We start from the raw sequence: 16,913 nt of genomic DNA on the forward strand, positions 1-16,913 counted from the left end.
GGGCTCGGGATGTCAGGAGTGATTGAAAACGCCACTGCGAGCACAGGTATCCTGTGTCCCCAGTGGCGATGGTTCTGGTTCAGTGCGCTTCGCTGTCTACATGCGCCTGATAGGCAGCGGCATCCATCAGGGCGGCAACGTCGGCGGCATTGTCCGGCTTCATCTTGAAGATCCAGGCGCCGTACGGTTCGTTGTTGATGGCTTCCGGTGCGTTATCCAGATCGGCGTTGGCGGCGGTCACTTCACCGGCGACCGGTGCGTACACGTCGGCGGCGGCTTTCACTGATTCCACCACGGCGCACTCTTCACCGGCCTTCAGCTTGCGGCCGGCGGCAGGAGCTTCAACGAACACCATGTCGCCCAGCAGTTCCTGCGCGTGGTCGGTGATGCCGACAGTGATCGTGCCGTCGGCTTCGGTCTTCACCCATTCGTGGGAGGCGGTGTATCTCAGGTCGGTCGGATTGCTCATGGTCTAGTCCTCAAAGAAAATTAAATCAGGCCCTTGCCGTTGCGGGCGAATGGGTATTTCACGACTTGCGCAGCCAGCATCTTATCGCGGATGACGACTTGCACGGTGTCGCCGATCTGCACATCTTTCGGTACGCGTGCCAGCGCGATGGATTTCTCCAGTGTGGGAGAGAACGTGCCGCTGGTGATCTCGCCGTCGCCATGCGGGGTGACGACCTTCTGGTGGCCGCGCAACACGCCGCGATCCAGCAGTACGAGGCCGACCAGCTTGCTGCTCGGCGGGTTCGCCAGCAAGGCGGCTTTGCCGATGAAGTCTCGCTCGCTCTTCAGATCCACCGTCCACGCCAGACCGGATTCCAGCGGACCGACCGTCTCGTCCATGTCCTGACCGTACAGGTTCATGCCCGCCTCCAGACGCAGCGTGTCGCGCGCGCCGAGGCCGATGGGCTTCACGCCTGCCTTGTTCAGGTCGTACCAGAACGCTTCCACTTTTTCTTTCGGTAGCATCACCTCGAAACCGTCTTCGCCGGTATAGCCGGTGCGGGCAATGAAGTATTCGCCGCAGTCGGCGGCCTGGAAGTTCACCAGATGCTCGGTCGCAGCCTTGGTTTGCGGCAGCACTTGCCACACTTTGGTGCGCGCGTTCGGGCCTTGTACCGCGACCATCGCCAGATCGTCGCGCGAAGTGATGGTGAGCTGCGGTGCGCGGGTGGCGGCCTGCTGTTTCATCCAGGCAATATCCTTGTCCGCCGTGCCCGCGTTGACCACGATGCGGAACCACTGCTCGGTCATGAAGTAGATGATGAGGTCGTCGATCACGCCGCCTTCGGGGCGCAGCATGGCGGAATACAACGCTTTGCCGGGCACGGTGAGTTTGTCGGCATTGTTTGCCAGCAGGTAGCGCAGGAAGGCGCGCACACCGTCGCCCTTCGCATCCACGACGCGCATGTGGCACACGTCGAACATGCCGCTGTCGTTGCGCACCTGATGGTGCTCGTCGATCTGCGAACCGTAGTTGACCGGCATGTCCCAGCCGCCGAAATCCACCATCTTGGCGCCCATGGCGCGGTGGGCTGCATTCAAAGGAGTCGTCTTCAGAGTCATGTGTGTTTTCCGGGCGATAAAAAAGGGCGAGGCCACATAGCCTCGCCCCCATCTGTCCTTGGTACCTGAGAGATTGCAACTTACGTCGCGTGCCCCTTCGGTGGCTGATCCAACAGCGCTCTCCAGATTTGCCTGTCCCGATAGTTCCTTTGGCCTGAGCGGTTGCGGGTGTTACGCCTTCGGCGGTGCTGTTGTCAGCACACTCTCCCATCGGTTTGAACGGCGCGCGGATTATACCGGAATTGCGCCTTGGCAAAGCGCCTGCTGGCGGCCATGAGCGAATAGATGGTAAGGTAAAAAAACGTGGCGGCCGGTGTGGTCGCCAGACTTTAGGAGTGTAGGGCTTATGCGGGTGCTCATCATCGAAGACAACCGGGACCTGGCGTCCAATATGTTCGACTTTCTCGAATCCAAGGGGCATGTCGTGGACGCGGCGGGCGATGGCGTGACCGGGCTGCATCTGGCGGTAGTCAACGAATACGACGCCATCGTGCTCGACCTGACCCTGCCTGGCATGGATGGGCTGACCCTGTGCCGCAGGCTGCGCGAGGATGCCGGCAAGGGCACACCCATCCTGATGGTCACTGCGCGCGATGCGCTGGAGGACAAGATCATCGGACTGGAGGCGGGTGCTGACGATTACCTGATCAAGCCTGCCGATCTGCTGGAAGTCGAGATGCGACTGCGGGTGCTGATGCGCAGGGGAGGCGACAGTAGCCAGCGGCAGAAGGTTCTGACAGTGGAAGACCTTACTTTGGACATGCTGACCTGTTCGGTGCGTCGCGCCGGCAAAGCCATCATGCTGCCACCCATCCCGTACAAGATACTGGAGGTGCTGATGGCGCGTTCGCCGCAGGTGGTGAGCCGCGAAGACATCGAGCGGGCCGTGTGGGGTGAGGGCAGGCCGGACAGCGATGCGCTGCGGGCGCATCTGTACCTGTTGCGCGAACTGATGGACAAGCCGTTCGAGCGCAAGTTGTTACACACTCTGCGCGGTTTCGGTTACCAGTTGGCAGGCCAGGATGCTGCGAAGGAATAGCCTGCGCTTTCAGGCGGCCGTCGTTTTTGCATTGTTCGGTGCTTTGATCAGTGCTGCCATTTCGGGAGCACTGTATTGGGCATTGAAGGACGCTGGCCGCCACTTGATGCAAGAGACTTTGAATGCCGAGCTGCAGGATTCCGTGGCGCGCCATGCGCGCGATCGAGTGTTCGTGCCGCCCAACACGCTCACCATCAAGGGCTATGTGCTGTCGCCGAAGGAACCTGAAGAACTGGTCCCGGATCAGGTGCATCATCTGCTACCGGGCTGGCATATCGTCCAGATGGAGGGTGAGAGCTATTTCACGCTGGTCGCAGACCATAACGAAGCGCGCTATTTCATGCTTTACAACATGGAGCAGCAGCGCGCGCGCGAAGCATCCTTCCTGAGCGCGCTGGTGCTGTTTGCTGTATTCATGATCCTGGGTTCGGCGGTAGGTGGGTTCTGGCTGGCGCTGCGCATCGTCGCACCGGTCACGCGTTTAGCTGAATGGGTGGGCGAAGCGGAACCGGGCACCAAACATCTGCCATCCGCCAAACTGGCGCGTCACGATGAAGTGGGCGAGCTGGCGCGCGCTTTCGAGCGCTATGTCGAGCGGCTCGGCGAATTCGTCGAGCGCGAGAAGAACTTCGCCGGCGATGTCAGTCACGAGCTGCGCACACCGCTGGCGGTGATCCTGGGGTCGGTCGAGGTGCTGCAACAGGACGAGAGTCTGAATGAGAAGCAGCGCGACAGGCTGGGCCGCATCAAGCGTTCCGGAAAAGAGATGGTGGGGATGATGCATGCCTTGCTGCTGATGGCGCGGGAGCGCATGGCGGGTGTCGATGAGCCGCTGTGTCAGGTGGCACCGGTGGTGCGGGAGGCGGTGGACAGGCATCGTGCCGCGCTGAATGGTTCGGCTGTCGATCTGGAGTTGGCAGTGCGGGCGGAACCGGCGTTGATGGTCGAACCGTCGCTGCTCGTCATCGCGGTGGACAACCTGCTGCGCAATGCCGCTTTCCATACGCGGCAGGGCCATATCCGACTGAGCTTGGAAGCCGATCGGCTGGAAGTCAGCGATACCGGCATCGGGATGACCCCGGAAGAGATGGCGCGGGCATTTGACCGTCACTTCAAAGGCAAAGCCAGTGCCGGTTTCGGTGTCGGTCTCTCCCTGGTCAAACGTATCAGTGAACGGTATGGCTGGAAAGTGGAGATCGTCAGCCGTCCCGGAGAAGGTACCGCCGTCACGCTCCGTTTCGACAGCGCAACGTCCTGAAGCATTCACCCTCTGCTTGTTGCAGAAAAGTCAAAATTCACCAAGCCTTCACTTTCCATTGACGGGATGCTCACAACCCCGTTGCTAGGATTGCCGCCGTGGTTGCGAGGCTGAGTCCTTCCATCCATCCAAAAGGTAATTATCCAAATCATCGAGGAGAAACATCAATGAAGAAAGTCGCTCTCTCTCTGGCTGGCGTTCTGGCTGCAGCAGCCTTCGCACCGGAAGCATCCGCTATTCCCGCGTTCGCGCGTCAAACCGGCATGGCTTGCTCCGCTTGCCACGCACAACACTTCCCGGTTCTGAACGGCTTCGGCCGCGCATTCAAAGCAGCTGGCTTCACCATGATGGGCGCACAAGAGAAGGTTGAAGGTGAGCACCTGTCTATCCCGTCGTCTCTGAACGCCGCTATGTTGCTGAAGGTTCGTTACCAGAAGTCTAACGGTGCTGCTCCTGCAACGCCGACGCTGGACAACACTAACAGCGGTGACTGGCAGTTCCCTGACGAGTTTTCCGTGTTCTTCGGTGGCCGTGTTGCTGACAACGGTGCAATGAAGGTCGGTATGATGTTCGAAGGCAATACTGCTGGTTCCATGCTGGTTGCAGGTCTGCGTGTACCAGTTGTTGTTGAATTGGATGCTGCCAAGCTGTCCGTGATTCCTTTCACGACTGACGCATTGGGTCCATTCTACGGTTACACCGAATCCAGCAACGGTATCAACCGTGCGATTCGTTGGGCTGAGCACCGCAAAGAGATTTCCGCATACCAGTACACGGGTATGGGTAACGGTTCTACAACCGGTCTGGCATTTGTTGCACACACAGACATGGGCTACATCAACATTTCGCGCTTCGCCCCTCAGTTTGCGAATGCATACGAAATGTCTTCGACTGCGGTTGAACTGGCTGCAACGCCGACCATCGCTGACTTCGCAACTGTGCTGACTGTCGATGCAGTATCTGGCACCAGCTACGATTCCGCCATGGCTCTGCAAACAACCAAGGGTACTGGCTTCAGCGCACAGGCTCATGGCGAACTGGCAGGCATGGAGACAGGTCTGTACGCTACTTACGCCAAGACTGACGCGACCAGCATGTACGGCGACAAGCAAGCAACTACTGTTGCTGCTGACTTCACTGTCATCCCGCACACACTGTCTCTCGGCGCTGCGATCCGCTCTGCCAAGTCTGCAAACGTGAGCGACAACGCAACGACATTCACTGCAGTTTACGATCTGGCCCAGAACGTTGCCGCAGTGGCAAACTTCACCAAGTACTCTAAAGCACAAGGCACCAACGGCGACAACCTGTTGACCATGATGCTGGAAGCCGCTTGGTAAGTTTGAGCTGACGTGACGGTGGCTGGCTTGCCAGCCCCTTAAACAAAGCACAAGCAGCAATGGAACAGGGGAGACTTCGGTCTCCCCTGTTTTCATTTCTAGTGAATGGTCATTGGGCTATTGCGGCTCAGGCGGGGAGTTTGACGTGTTCGCACGGAGCGGGGTTTCGCGCGGGGCTTGCAGTGTCAGTGTGTTGCGCCGTAATCGGCGGGGAAATGTCAGGGTGCGCCGTACAGCACACGAGCAAGGGTGATCGTCAGGCATACCCGGGTGTGGTTCATTGCGGATAGAACAGTAAAAGCCTGTAACCGCTCGGCCGCAGCTCGGTCGTGTCCAGTCGCAAAGCGATCTCGCGTTCACGGTTGTGACCGATGCCGCTTTGCAGTTCATCCGCGTCCTTGAGGTAGTCGGCCGGATGGAAGGTGCGGCGGGCGATGACTTCGTCGCGCGAGTCGGTGAGGGTGAGCTCGAGGCTGGGCCAGGCTTGTGCGTAGCCAGCACGGTTGTGCAGCAGCGCGTGCAGCGTGATGACGTTCACCAGCTTGGCATCCGCTTCCAGTTCGGAGGATTCGATGGACAGCAGTTCCGCTTCGCGCGGCAGTTCGATGCGGCAGCCTAGCCGATCGCACAGCTGCACCAGCAAGGGTTTGAGTCCGGGGAGTTTGACTGCCAGCGTGTCGCGGAAGTGATAGGCGGCCTGTGCGGTCAACAGCAGGAGCAGTGTCGCGCCGAAGAAGGTGGCGAGATGTCGCCTGGGCATGCGGGATGTCTCCCCATTCTCTTCTATCGGGTCATCCACGAACTGTACTTGTTGTGCCAGCGTGGTCGGCGTGTCTTCCAGTTCGGTCAGATCCGGAATGGGCGTGAGATCGGGCTGGGGGGCATCTTCGGTCAGCGACTTCACGGTACTGGGGAAGTGCCAGGTTTCGGTCGGGGTCAGCTTGGCAGGCCCGCTGGAGTTCTGCGCTACGGCGGACTCAGGTTCCTCATCGATCAGCAGGCTCAATTGCGGGCTGTGTTCTTCTTCTTGCAGATGTTCACGCGCATTGAATACGTTCTGGCAGCGGCCACAACGCACCATCCCTTCATGCACCGCGAGTTGCTCTTCACTGACCTTGAAGCGGGTGGTGCACTGCGGGCACTGCGTGACATCGCTCATCGTTTCACTCCCGACAGGCAGCACCAGCCATCCTCGATGACCGGAGGCGCGAAGTCGAACCACTGCCCATAGATACGCATCACCTCGTCCGCCTGATCCGCCAGGATGCCGGATAGTACGATACGGCCGCCGGTTCTGGCATAAGCCGCCAGTAACGGCGCCAGCGCGCGCAAGGGGTTGGTCAGGATATTGGCGACCACGACATCGTATTGGCCTCCGGCGGGCGCGTTATCCGGGACGTAGAAATCTGCTTGTGCCTGGTTGGCCTGCGCGTTGTCGCGGCTGGCGATGACCGCTTGCGGGTCGATGTCCACACCGAGTGCACTACCTGCGCCGAGTTTCATCGCCGCGATGGCGAGGATGCCGGAACCGCAGCCATAGTCGATCACCGATTCCCCGCCTTTGATATTGCCGTCCAGCCAGCGCAGACACAGGCGCGTGGTCGGGTGGCTGCCGGTGCCGAAGGCGAGACCGGGGTCGAGCGCGATGTTGATGGCGGCGGGGTCGCTGGCTTCATGCCAGGTCGGCACGATCCACAGGCGGTCACTGATGCGGATGGGGTCGAATTGCGACTGGGTGAGGCGCACCCAGTCGTTCTCTTCCAGCGTCTCGATGCGGTGGGGAGCGGGGCGTGTGATACCGAGCTCGGCATAGCAGGTACGGAGGATGGACTCGACATCGGCATCCGGCTCGAACAGCGCGTTGATGAGATTGTGCTGCCATACGCTGGCAGTGGGCTCGCCCGGTTCACCGAAGATGGCTTGTTCGTCAGGGGTATCGGCATCGGCATCGAGCATGTCCACCGACAGCGCGCCATGCGCCAGCAGCGACTCGCTCAATGCTTCAGCATGGCTGGCTTCCGCCTGCACCGACAGCGTGAGCCAGGCCATGGCTTACTTGCCCTTCGTGCGTTCCGCCAACTTGTGCTCCAGGTAATGGATGCTGGTACCGCCGCGCACGAAGGCGGCGTCGCTCATCAATTCCTGGTGCAGCGGGATGTTGGTCTGGATGCCTTCCACCGCCATCTCCGACAGCGCCGTGCGCATGCGCGCGATGGCCTGGTCTCGCGTGTCGCCGTAGGCGATCAGCTTGCCGATCATCGAGTCGTAATGAGGCGGGATGAAGTAGTTGGCATAGACATGCGAATCGACGCGGATGCCGGGTCCTCCGGGCACGTGCCAGGTGGTGATGCGACCCGGCGAAGGCACGAAGGTGTAGGGGTGTTCGGCGTTGATGCGGCATTCCACGGCATGGCCACGGAACTCGAGGTCCTTCTGGCGGAACGGCAGTTTCTCGCCGGCGGCGACGCGGATCTGCTGCTGCACGATGTCCACGCCGGTGATCAGTTCGGTCACCGGATGCTCGACCTGCACGCGGGTGTTCATCTCGATGAAGTAGAACTCGCCGTTCTCATACAGGAACTCGAAGGTACCCGCACCGCGATAACCGATCTTGCGGCAGGCCTCGGCGCAGCGTTCGCCGATCTTGGCGATCAGCTTGCGGTCGACGCCGGGGGCAGGAGCTTCCTCGATCACTTTCTGGTGGCGGCGCTGCATGGAGCAGTCTCGCTCGCCCAGATACACCGCATTGCCGTGCTGGTCGGCCAGCACCTGGATCTCGATGTGGCGCGGATTCTCCAGGAACTTCTCCATGTACACCATGGGATTGTTGAAGGCGGCCTGCGCTTCGGTCTTGGTCATGGTCACCGCATTGAGCAGCGCCGCTTCGGTATGCACCACGCGCATGCCGCGTCCACCACCCCCACCGGCGGCCTTGATGATGACCGGATAGCCGATGTGACGGGCGATCTTGATGATCTCGGCCGGATCGTCCGGCAGTGAGCCTTCCACACCGGGTACGCAAGGTACGCCGGCCTTGTTCATCGCGGCTTTGGCGGAAACCTTGTCGCCCATCAGGCGGATGGTCTCGGCGCGCGGCCCGATGAAGACGAAGCCGGATTTCTCGCAGCGTTCGGAGAAGTCGGCGTTCTCGGACAGGAAGCCATAGCCGGGGTGGATGGCCTGCGCGTCGGTCACCTCGGCCGCGCTGATGATGGCGGGAACATGCAGATAGCTATGGCTGGAAGGTGCCGGGCCGATACATACCGACTCGTCCGCCAGCTTCACGTATTTGGCTTCAGCGTCGGCCTCGGAATGTACAGCGACGGTCTTGATGCCCATCTCGCGGCAGGCGCGCTGGATGCGCAGCGCGATCTCGCCGCGGTTGGCGATCAGGATCTTCTCGAACATGACGGGCTTCTCCGGCACGGACGATCTGGGTTTGCGTTCGAACACGGCCATGATGGCTTAACCGACGATGAACAGTGGCTGGCCGAATTCAACCGGCTGGCCGTTCTCGACCAGGATGGCCTTGATCACGCCACCCTTGTCGGTCTCGATCTCGTTCAGCAGCTTCATCGCTTCGATGATGCACAGCGTATCGCCGGCATTCACGTTGGAGCCGATGTCCACGAAGGACTTGGCACCGGGGGAGGGTGCGCGGTAGAAAGTGCCGACCATGGGCGACTTGACCACATGGCCTTCGGGCTGGGCTGGTTCGGCCGTCGCGGGGGGCACGGCCGGCGCGGCTGCCGGGGCGGCGTGCTGCGGCGCGGCGGCATACACATGCTGCACCGGCGCGGCGACGGAGCTGGCGCGCGAGATGCGCACATGCTCTTCGCCTTCGGTCAGTTCCAGCTCGGCGATGCCCGAGTTCTCTACCAGTTCGATCAGTGTCTTCAGTTTGCGCAGATCCATTTTTTAGCTCCTTACAGAATGTTGTAGTGCGAATTGCAAAGCGAGTTCGTAGCCGGTCGCCCCCAGGCCGCTGATCACGCCGACGGCGATGTCCGAGAAATACGATTCCTTGCGGAACGCCTCGCGGGCGAACACGTTGGAAAGGTGGACTTCGACGAAAGGGATGGCGACCGCGGCCAGCGCATCGCGCAGGGCGACACTGGTGTGGGTGAAAGCGGCGGGATTGATGATGATGAAGTCGGTGCCGTCGACGCGGGCCTGTTGTACGCGGTCGACCAGCATGCCTTCGGTGTTGCTCTGGAAGTAGTCCAGCTTGGCGCCGTTCTTCTCGGCTTGTGCCGCCAATTTGGCGTTAATTTCATCCAACGTGGTGCGACCATACACTTCAGGCTCGCGTGTGCCGAGCAGGTTGAGGTTGGGGCCGTGGAGGACGAGGATGCGTTTCATGGCGCGCAGTTTGCCGCAAAATGGGGAACTTTGTCCATCAGTTCGGTGAAGTTGAGCGGAATCATAGTCATAGACCCGCCCGGGCGAGCGACGCGCCGAACTGCTGCGCATCCTGATACCCGATCACCCGCAGATCGGCTTGCTCGCGACCCTGCTTGTCGAAGAACAGGATGGCGGGCGGGCCGAACAGCTGGAAGCGTTGCAGCAGGGCCTTGTCGTCCGCGTCGTTGGCGGTGACATCGGCTTGCAACAGCAGCGCTTTGCTCATGCGCGCATGGATGGCCGGGTCGCTGAAGGTAAAGCGCTCCATCTCCTTGCACGAGATGCACCAGTCGGCATAGAAGTCCAGCATCACCACACGGCCTTGGGCTTGCGCCACGCGCGCTTCCAGTGCGGCAAGGCCTTTCACGCGCTCGAAAAGCTCGGCCTTGGCGGGTGCGGCTGTTCCGGGCGCGTTTTGCAGTGTGCCCAGCGGGCGCAGGATGTCGCGTGCGCCGGACAGCGCACCGATCAGATAGGCCACGCCCAGCAGCAAAGAGAGGATGCCGAGCGCTTTGCCCAGTTTCTTGATGCCGCGCGCATTGCTCGGCAGCGGGTCGAGCGCATGCAGATGGATGGCACAGAAGATCAGCAGTGCCGCCCAGGCCAGCATCTGTGCGGCGAGCGGGATGACCGGGGACACGATCCAGATGGCCAGTGCCAGCATCAGCACGCCGAAGAAGCGCTTCACCGATTCCATCCACGGTCCCGCCTTGGGCAGCAGGGTGCCTGCGGAAGTGCCGATGACCAGCAGCGGCACGCCCATACCCAGTCCCATGGTGAACAGGGCGCTGCCGCCCAGCACGGCATCATGCGTCTGGCTGATGTAGAGCAGGGCGCCCGCCAGCGGCGCGGCGACGCACGGCCCCATGATGATGGCGGACAAGGCACCCATGGCGAACACGCCGGTGAGGTGGCCGCCGTGGAGCTTGTTGCTGGTGTCGGTCAGCCTGCTTTGCAGCGCAGCGGGAAGTTGCAGCTCGTACAGGCCGAACATGGACAGCGACAGCACAACGAAGATGGCCGCGAAACCACCCAGCACCCACGGCGTCTGCAAGGCGTTGGAGATCAGCGCGCCGGAATAGCCGGCGGCCACACCCGCCACTGCATAGGTGATGGCCATGCCCAGCACATAGGCCAGCGATAACAGGAAAGCGTGCATGTGGGTGATCTTGTGGCCGCGCCCGACGATGATGCCGGACAGGATGGGGATCATCGGGAACACGCAGGGGGTGAGCGAGAGCAGCAGGCCGAAACCGAAGAAGCTGACGACGATCAGCCAGAAGTTGCCGTCCCTGAACAGGCGCGCGATCTGCGAGTTCTCATCCTCGGCAGGGGGGGCGATGGCCGACGCGGGGTTGCTGGCAGTCGTCACCAGATCGAGCGTGATCGTTTTCTCTATAGGCGGATAGCACAGTCCGTCGTCGCTGCATCCCTGGTAGCTGGCGTTCAGCACCAATGGCTGCTTTGGATCAACGCCTTCCAGAGCGATCTCGGCCTGGAAGCTGTTGTGGAACACTTGCATCACGCCGAAGTTGGGGTCGTTCTTGGTCTCGCCTTCCGGCAGCGACACCTGTGCGATCCTGGCCGGGCCTTCACCCAGAATGAAGGTGGTCTTGTCGCGATACAGGTAATAACCGGGCGTGATGTTGAAGCTGGCGATCAGGGTGTGCTGGTCGAGCGGACGCACTTCCAGCTTGAAGGCCTGATCGGGCGGCAGGAATTTGGGCTTGCTGCCGAACGAGAGCAGGTCGGCTTGCGCCAGCGGTGCGATGCATAACAAAGCGATCAAAAACAGACGACGTATCATTTATTGTTCCTTTGTTTCCTGTGTCACCCAATCCAGATAGGCCGGCAACCCGGCCGTCACCGGCAGGGCGACGATCTCCGGTACATCATAGGGGTGCAGCGTCCGCAATGTCGTTTCCAGTCGCGCATAGGCGGTGCGGGTGGTCTTGATCAGCATGGGTACTTCACCCGCCCGTTCTACTTTGCCTTGCCAGCGATAGACTGACGTACATTCGGCCAGCACATTCACGCAGGCGGCGGCGCGGGCTGTGACCAGCGCTTCGGCGATACGTTCCGCCGTGGCACGATCCGGCAGCGTGGTGACCACCAGCAACACTTCGCTCATCGCACCCCCGCCCGCGCGCAGCGCACGCCCAACTGCAGCAGTTCGTCCCACACATCGCCCTGACGCAAGCCTTTCACCAGCCGGTCGATCTGCGCCGCCTGTTTCAAGGCGCGCTCGGCGAAAGCCGGATTGAAACGGCGTGCCGCGCGTTCCACCAACTTCTGGCGGATGCCCCATACGCGTGCATCGCGCAAGGCACCGGACAGATTCCCGCCCTGCTGCACGGCGTGCGACACTTTGGCCAGCGCGCGGATGTCCTCCGCCACCGCCCACAGGATCAACACCGTCGCCGTGCCTTCCGCACGCAGACCTTCGAGGATGCGCACATAACGTTCCGCATCGCCCGCCAGCATCGCCTCGGACAACTTGAACACGTCATAACGCGCCACGTCCATCACCGAATCCTTCACCTGCTCGAAGCTGAGCGGCCCGGCCGGGAACAGCAAGGCCAGTTTCTGTATCTCCTGGAACGCGGCGAGCAGGTTGCCCTCCACCTTCTGGGCGAGGAAGGCCAAGGTGTCCGGGTCCGCGCTTTGTTCCTGCCGCTTCAATCGCCCGGCGATCCATGCGGGCAAGGCAGTGACGGACACTTCATCCGCACTGATCACGGTGGCGTGCTGCGCCAGCGCAGTGAACCATTTGCTCTTCATCGCCGTGCCGTCCAGCTTCGGCAACGAGATCAGCGTCAGGGTGTCGGCATTCAGATTCTCACAATGTTCCTGCAAGGCCTGCGCACCTTCCACGCCGGGCTTGCCGCCCGGGATGCGCAGGTCGATGACCTTGCGCGCCGAGAACAGCGACATGCTCTGTGCGCTGTTGCGCAGCGTCGACCATTTGAAACCCTGGTCAGCGATCAGCACCTCGCGCTCATCGTAGCCTGCACTGCGCGCTGCAGCCCGGATGGCATCGGCCGCCTCGATGGCGAGCAGCAAGGCTTCGCCGTGGATCACATACAGCGAACCCAAGCCCTTGGCCAGATGACGCGGCAGGTCTTCGCTGCTGATGTTCATGTCTATTCCTGCGGCTGCGGTTTCGCCCGCATCAGGCGACGCACGGTCTGGGCCACGGCATCGGCGCGCATGTCCTTGTACAACTGCGCTTCCTCCTGTTCCTTGGCCAGGATCACCGCGTCGTCATAGGTCAGCACGCGGTTCAGCTGAATATCGTCCGGCGGCAGCCATTCGACCTGCTGCAGGTCATAGGCGCGCATGGAGACGCGATAGCTCAACTGGTACTCGCGCACGCGACCGCTGGCGGACAGCGACAGGATCTGCTTGCCGGTGTTCTCTGAAACGATCTCCAGGATCAATTCGGCCTGGTCGGCTGTCGCGACCGGTTCCATCTTGTTCTTGCTCAGCGTACGGCGCAGCTCGGCGACGAATGGTGATTCGCCCTGCGTCTTGAGATAGAGCGATTTGAAACCGAAGCGCACATCCTGCAGGTCGCTGCCGCGAAGATGGAAACCGCACGCGACCAGCGTCAGCAGCGAGAGGGAGAGCAGAAGGTTGCGCAGGGATGTCATATCAGGCCACCACGTTGACCAAACGACCCGGCACCACGATGACCTTCTTTGCGGTCGCGCCTTCCAGGTGACGCTGCACCGCCTCGTGCGCGAGTGCGAGCTGTTCGATGCGGGCCTTGTCCGCATCCTTGGATACACGCAGGCTGCCGCGCAATTTGCCGTTCACCTGGATCATCAGCTCGATCTCGTCCTGCACAAGTGCGGCGGCATCGGCTTGCGGGAAGGGCTGCTCGCGCAAGACGGTACCGGGACGCAGTGCCGTCCACAACGCTTCGGCGATGTGCGGCACGATGGGGTTGAGCAACAGCACAGCGTTCTCCAGTACCTCCTGCGCCACGCTGCGCGCGACGGGGGTGTCTTGGTCGAACTTGCCCAGTGCATTGAGCAACTCCATGGTCGCGGCGATGGCGGTGTTGAAGGTCTTGCGGCGACCATAGTCGTCGTCGATCTTCTGGATGGTCTGGTGCAACTGCAGACGCAATGCCTTTGCGGCGGCACTCAACTCGCCATCCTTGTAGGCAGCTACCACGCCTTGCTCGACATGGTCGTGCACCGCTTTCCACACACGCTTGAGGAAGCGGAATGCGCCTTCCACGCCTGCATCCGACCATTCCAGCTGCTGGTCGGGCGGGGCGGCGAACATCATGAACAGGCGCGCGGTGTCCGCGCCGTATGCATCGATGATGGCCTGCGGATCGACACCGTTGTTCTTCGACTTGGACATCTTCTCGGTACCGCCGATGATGACCGGCTGCCCATCCGCCTTCAGTTTCGCACCCAGCGGGCGCGCCTTGGCATCGACTTCCACATCTACGTCGGCCGGGTTGATCCACAGCTTTTTGCCGCTGGCTTCCTCGCGATAGAAGGTCGGTGCCACCACCATGCCCTGCGTCAGCAGGTTCTTGAACGGTTCGTCGTCCTGCACCAGCCCCTCGTCACGCATCAGCTTGTGGAAGAATCGCGCATACAGCAGGTGCAGGATGGCGTGCTCGATCCCGCCGATGTACTGGTCTACCGGCAACCATTTTGCGGCGGCGGTCTTGTCCACCATGCCGGTGTCGCATTGCGGACTGGCGTAGCGCGCGTAGTACCAGCTCGACTCGACGAAGGTGTCCATGGTGTCGGTCTCGCGCTTGGCCGCGCCGCCGCATTGCGGGCAGGTGCATTCGTAGAATTCCGGCATCTTCGCCAGCGGCGAACCCGCGCCGTCCGGCACCACGTCCTCCGGCAGCTTCACCGGCAGTTGTTCGTCCGGCACGGCCACGTCGCCGCAGCTTGGGCAGTGGATGATGGGGATGGGGCAGCCCCAGTAGCGCTGGCGCGAGATGCCCCAGTCGCGCAGACGGAACTGCGTCTTCTTCTCGCCCAGTCCTTTGGCGGCGAGGTCGGCGGCGATGGCATCCACGGCTGCGTCGTGGTTCAGGCCGTCGTACTTGCCGGAATTGATGCAAACGCCTTTCTCCTTGTCGCCGTACCACTCCGCCCAGGCGTCTGTGGAGAAAGCCTCGCCCGCGACCTGGATGGACTGCTTGATCGGCAAGTTGTATTTCTTCGCGAAACCGAAATCACGCTCATCATGCGCCGGAACGGCCATCACCGCCCCTTCGCCGTAGCCCATCAGCACATAGTTGCCGACCCATACCGGCACTTGTTCGCCGGTCAGCGGGTGCGTCACCTTGAGGCCGGTGTCCATGCCCTTCTTTTCCATGGTGGCGATGTCGGATTCGGCCACGCTGCCGAGTTTGCATTCTTCGATGAAGGCGGCGAGTGCGGGGTTATTCAGGGCGGCTTGGGTCGCTAGCGGATGTTCCGCGGCCACGGCGACGAAAGTCACGCCCATGATGGTGTCGGCGCGGGTGGTGTACACCCACAGTTTCTCGTCGTTGCCGTAAGGGAAGGCGAAGCGCACGCCGTAGCTCTTGCCGATCCAGTTGGCCTGCATGGTCTTCACCTGCTCGGGCCAGCCGTCGAGCTGGTCGAGGTCGCCCAGCAACTGGTCGGCATACTGGGTGATGCGGAAGAAATACATGGGGATGTCGCGTTTCTCCACCAGTGCGCCGGAGCGCCAGCCACGGCCGTCGATCACCTGCTCGTTGGCCAGCACGGTGTTGTCGATCGGGTCCCAGTTCACCACCGAAGTCTTCTTATATATGACGCCCTTTTTGAACAAACGGGTGAACAGCCACTGTTCCCAGCGGTAGTAGTCAGGCTTGCAAGTGGTCACTTCGCGCGACCAGTCCACGCCCAGGCCCAGCGACTTCAGCTGCTGTTTCATGTAGTCGATGTTGGAATAGGTCCAGCCGGCGGGCGGCACGTTGTTGGCCATGGCGGCGTTCTCGGCCGGCAGTCCGAAGGCATCCCAGCCCATGGGTTGCAGTACGTTATAGCCCTTCATCTGGTGGTAGCGGCTCAATACGTCGCCGATGGTGTAGTTGCGTACGTGGCCCATGTGCAATTTACCCGAGGGGTAGGGGAACATGGAGAGACAGTAGTATTTCGGCTTGTTGCTGTGTTCGTCGGCCTTGAATGCCTGACTGGCCTCCCATTCCTGCTGGGCGGCGGCTTCGATGTCTTTGGGCGAATAGTGTTGTTGCATGGTCGGGGATCGGATGGCTGGAAATTGCAGGTTGGGCATTATAGCGACATCGCCGGTGCGCCGCCCGCACCTCGCTACCGGAAGCGAAACAAGGTAGAATCGCGCTCCAAAAATTTTATCCATATCGTTTTCAGGAGAGAGAACCTATGTCCGTCAAGCACCCCGTCATCGCCGTAACCGGTTCGTCCGGCGCAGGCACCACCACCGTCAAACGCGCGTTCGAGAACATCTTCCGCAGAGAGAAGATCAAGGCCGCCGTGATCGAAGGCGACAGCCTGCACAGTCTCGACCGCATGGCCTTCCGCGCGGCCGCTGCCGAAGCTGCCAAGAACGGCAACAACAGCTTCAGCCACTTCGGCCCTGAAGCCAACCACTTCGACAAGATCGAAGAGATGTTCAAGCAATACGGCGAGACCGGCATGTGCAAGCGTCGTTACTATGTGCACAGCGAGCCGGAAGCCGTCGAGCACAACCAGCACTTCGGCCTGACCGACCTCAAGCCCGGTGTGTTCACCCCGTGGGAAGACATCGAAGCCGGTTCCGACCTGCTGTTCTACGAAGGTCTGCACGGCATGGTCAAGGATGAAGCCAAGGGCGTTGACGTCAGCAAGTACGTCGACCTCGGCATCGGCGTGGTGCCTGTGGTCAACCTCGAGTGGATCCAGAAGATCCACCGCGACAAGGCAGAGCGCGGATATTCCGCCGAAGCGACCGTGGACACCATCATGCGCCGCATGCCGGACTACATCAAATACATCACCCCGCAGTTCACCCACACCGACATCAACTTCCAGCGTGTGGCGACCGTGGACACCTCCAATCCTTTCATCGCGCGCGACATCCCGACACCTGACGAAAGCTTCGTCGTGATCCGTTTCCGCAACCCGAAAGGCGTGGACTTCCCTTACTACCTGTCCATGATCCCGAACTCCTTCATGTCCCGCGCCAACACCATGGTGGTGCCTGGCGGCAAGATGAGCCACGCGATGGAGATCATCCTGTCGCCGATCATGCACGAGATGATCGAGAAGAAGAAAAAGTAAGCGGCACG

General features: G+C 61.3%; 16 protein-coding genes and 1 riboswitch. Of the genes, 4 read left to right on the top strand and 12 right to left on the bottom strand.

Annotated elements, in window-relative coordinates:
- Positions 1 to 79: 79 nt before the first annotated feature.
- Together gcvH and gcvT are read right to left on the bottom strand one after the other, a co-directional pair.
- Complete coding sequence (gene gcvH, locus ACYPYQ_RS00850; protein WP_459717972.1) at positions 80 to 469, bottom strand: glycine cleavage system protein GcvH; 390 nt, start codon at positions 467 to 469, stop codon at positions 80 to 82.
- Between the two features lie 20 nt (positions 470 to 489).
- Positions 490 to 1,572, bottom strand: a complete 1,083-nt coding sequence (gene gcvT, locus ACYPYQ_RS00855) for a glycine cleavage system aminomethyltransferase GcvT (protein WP_459717975.1) — start codon at positions 1,570 to 1,572, stop codon at positions 490 to 492.
- Between the two features lie 42 nt (positions 1,573 to 1,614).
- Positions 1,615 to 1,708, bottom strand: a riboswitch (glycine riboswitch).
- A gap of 210 nt (positions 1,709 to 1,918) precedes the next feature.
- Here gcvT and ACYPYQ_RS00860 point away from each other — a divergent pair.
- The 3 genes from ACYPYQ_RS00860 to ACYPYQ_RS00870 all read left to right on the top strand — a co-directional run bounded on the left by ACYPYQ_RS00860 (position 1,919) and on the right by ACYPYQ_RS00870 (position 5,209).
- Entirely contained in the window at positions 1,919 to 2,611 is a 693-nt protein-coding gene (locus ACYPYQ_RS00860) for a response regulator transcription factor (protein WP_459717978.1), read from the top strand.
- A gap of 106 nt (positions 2,612 to 2,717) precedes the next feature.
- Entirely contained in the window at positions 2,718 to 3,869 is a 1,152-nt protein-coding gene (locus ACYPYQ_RS00865) for a sensor histidine kinase (protein WP_459717982.1), read from the top strand.
- A 167-nt stretch (positions 3,870 to 4,036) separates the two neighbouring features.
- Complete coding sequence (locus ACYPYQ_RS00870) at positions 4,037 to 5,209, top strand: hypothetical protein (RefSeq protein ID WP_459717985.1); 1,173 nt, start codon at positions 4,037 to 4,039, stop codon at positions 5,207 to 5,209.
- Between the two features lie 277 nt (positions 5,210 to 5,486).
- Here the strand turns inward: ACYPYQ_RS00870 and ACYPYQ_RS00875 are convergent, their stop codons facing one another.
- From ACYPYQ_RS00875 to leuS, 10 genes are all read right to left on the bottom strand, one after another.
- Positions 5,487 to 6,368 (bottom strand): DUF3426 domain-containing protein, encoded by an 882-nt coding sequence (locus ACYPYQ_RS00875; RefSeq protein ID WP_459717988.1) that lies wholly within the window; start codon positions 6,366 to 6,368, stop codon positions 5,487 to 5,489.
- Complete coding sequence (gene prmA, locus ACYPYQ_RS00880) at positions 6,365 to 7,258, bottom strand: 50S ribosomal protein L11 methyltransferase (protein WP_459717991.1); 894 nt, start codon at positions 7,256 to 7,258, stop codon at positions 6,365 to 6,367. Before prmA ends, ACYPYQ_RS00875 begins: the two co-directional genes overlap by 4 nt.
- Positions 7,259 to 7,261: 3 nt before the next feature.
- A complete protein-coding gene (gene accC / locus ACYPYQ_RS00885) occupies positions 7,262 to 8,617 on the bottom strand; it encodes an acetyl-CoA carboxylase biotin carboxylase subunit (protein WP_459719285.1) in 1,356 nt (451 codons plus the stop codon).
- Positions 8,618 to 8,674: 57 nt separating this feature from the next.
- A complete protein-coding gene (accB, locus tag ACYPYQ_RS00890; protein WP_459717995.1) occupies positions 8,675 to 9,124 on the bottom strand; it encodes an acetyl-CoA carboxylase biotin carboxyl carrier protein in 450 nt (149 codons plus the stop codon).
- Positions 9,125 to 9,127: 3 nt separating this feature from the next.
- Positions 9,128 to 9,571 (bottom strand): type II 3-dehydroquinate dehydratase, encoded by a 444-nt coding sequence (aroQ, locus tag ACYPYQ_RS00895; RefSeq protein WP_459717998.1) that lies wholly within the window; start codon positions 9,569 to 9,571, stop codon positions 9,128 to 9,130.
- Positions 9,572 to 9,638: 67 nt separating this feature from the next.
- Entirely contained in the window at positions 9,639 to 11,420 is a 1,782-nt protein-coding gene (dsbD, locus tag ACYPYQ_RS00900) for a protein-disulfide reductase DsbD (RefSeq protein ID WP_459718000.1), read from the bottom strand.
- Complete coding sequence (gene cutA / locus ACYPYQ_RS00905) at positions 11,421 to 11,744, bottom strand: divalent-cation tolerance protein CutA (protein ID WP_459718003.1); 324 nt, start codon at positions 11,742 to 11,744, stop codon at positions 11,421 to 11,423.
- On the bottom strand, positions 11,741 to 12,754 hold the full coding sequence (gene holA, locus ACYPYQ_RS00910; RefSeq protein ID WP_459718006.1) for a DNA polymerase III subunit delta: 1,014 nt from the start codon (positions 12,752 to 12,754) through the stop codon (positions 11,741 to 11,743). Before holA ends, cutA begins: the two co-directional genes overlap by 4 nt.
- A gap of 2 nt (positions 12,755 to 12,756) precedes the next feature.
- Positions 12,757 to 13,266, bottom strand: coding sequence for an LPS-assembly lipoprotein LptE (locus tag ACYPYQ_RS00915; protein ID WP_459718010.1), 510 nt, complete (start codon positions 13,264 to 13,266; stop codon positions 12,757 to 12,759).
- A 1-nt stretch (position 13,267) separates the two neighbouring features.
- On the bottom strand, positions 13,268 to 15,862 hold the full coding sequence (leuS, locus tag ACYPYQ_RS00920; protein WP_459718012.1) for a leucine--tRNA ligase: 2,595 nt from the start codon (positions 15,860 to 15,862) through the stop codon (positions 13,268 to 13,270).
- A 146-nt stretch (positions 15,863 to 16,008) separates the two neighbouring features.
- Between leuS and ACYPYQ_RS00925 the strand changes: the two genes are divergently transcribed.
- Positions 16,009 to 16,905, top strand: a complete 897-nt coding sequence (locus tag ACYPYQ_RS00925; RefSeq protein WP_459718016.1) for a phosphoribulokinase — start codon at positions 16,009 to 16,011, stop codon at positions 16,903 to 16,905.
- Positions 16,906 to 16,913: the final 8 nt, after the last annotated feature.

The organism is Sideroxyarcus sp. TK5 (assembly GCF_054601595.1).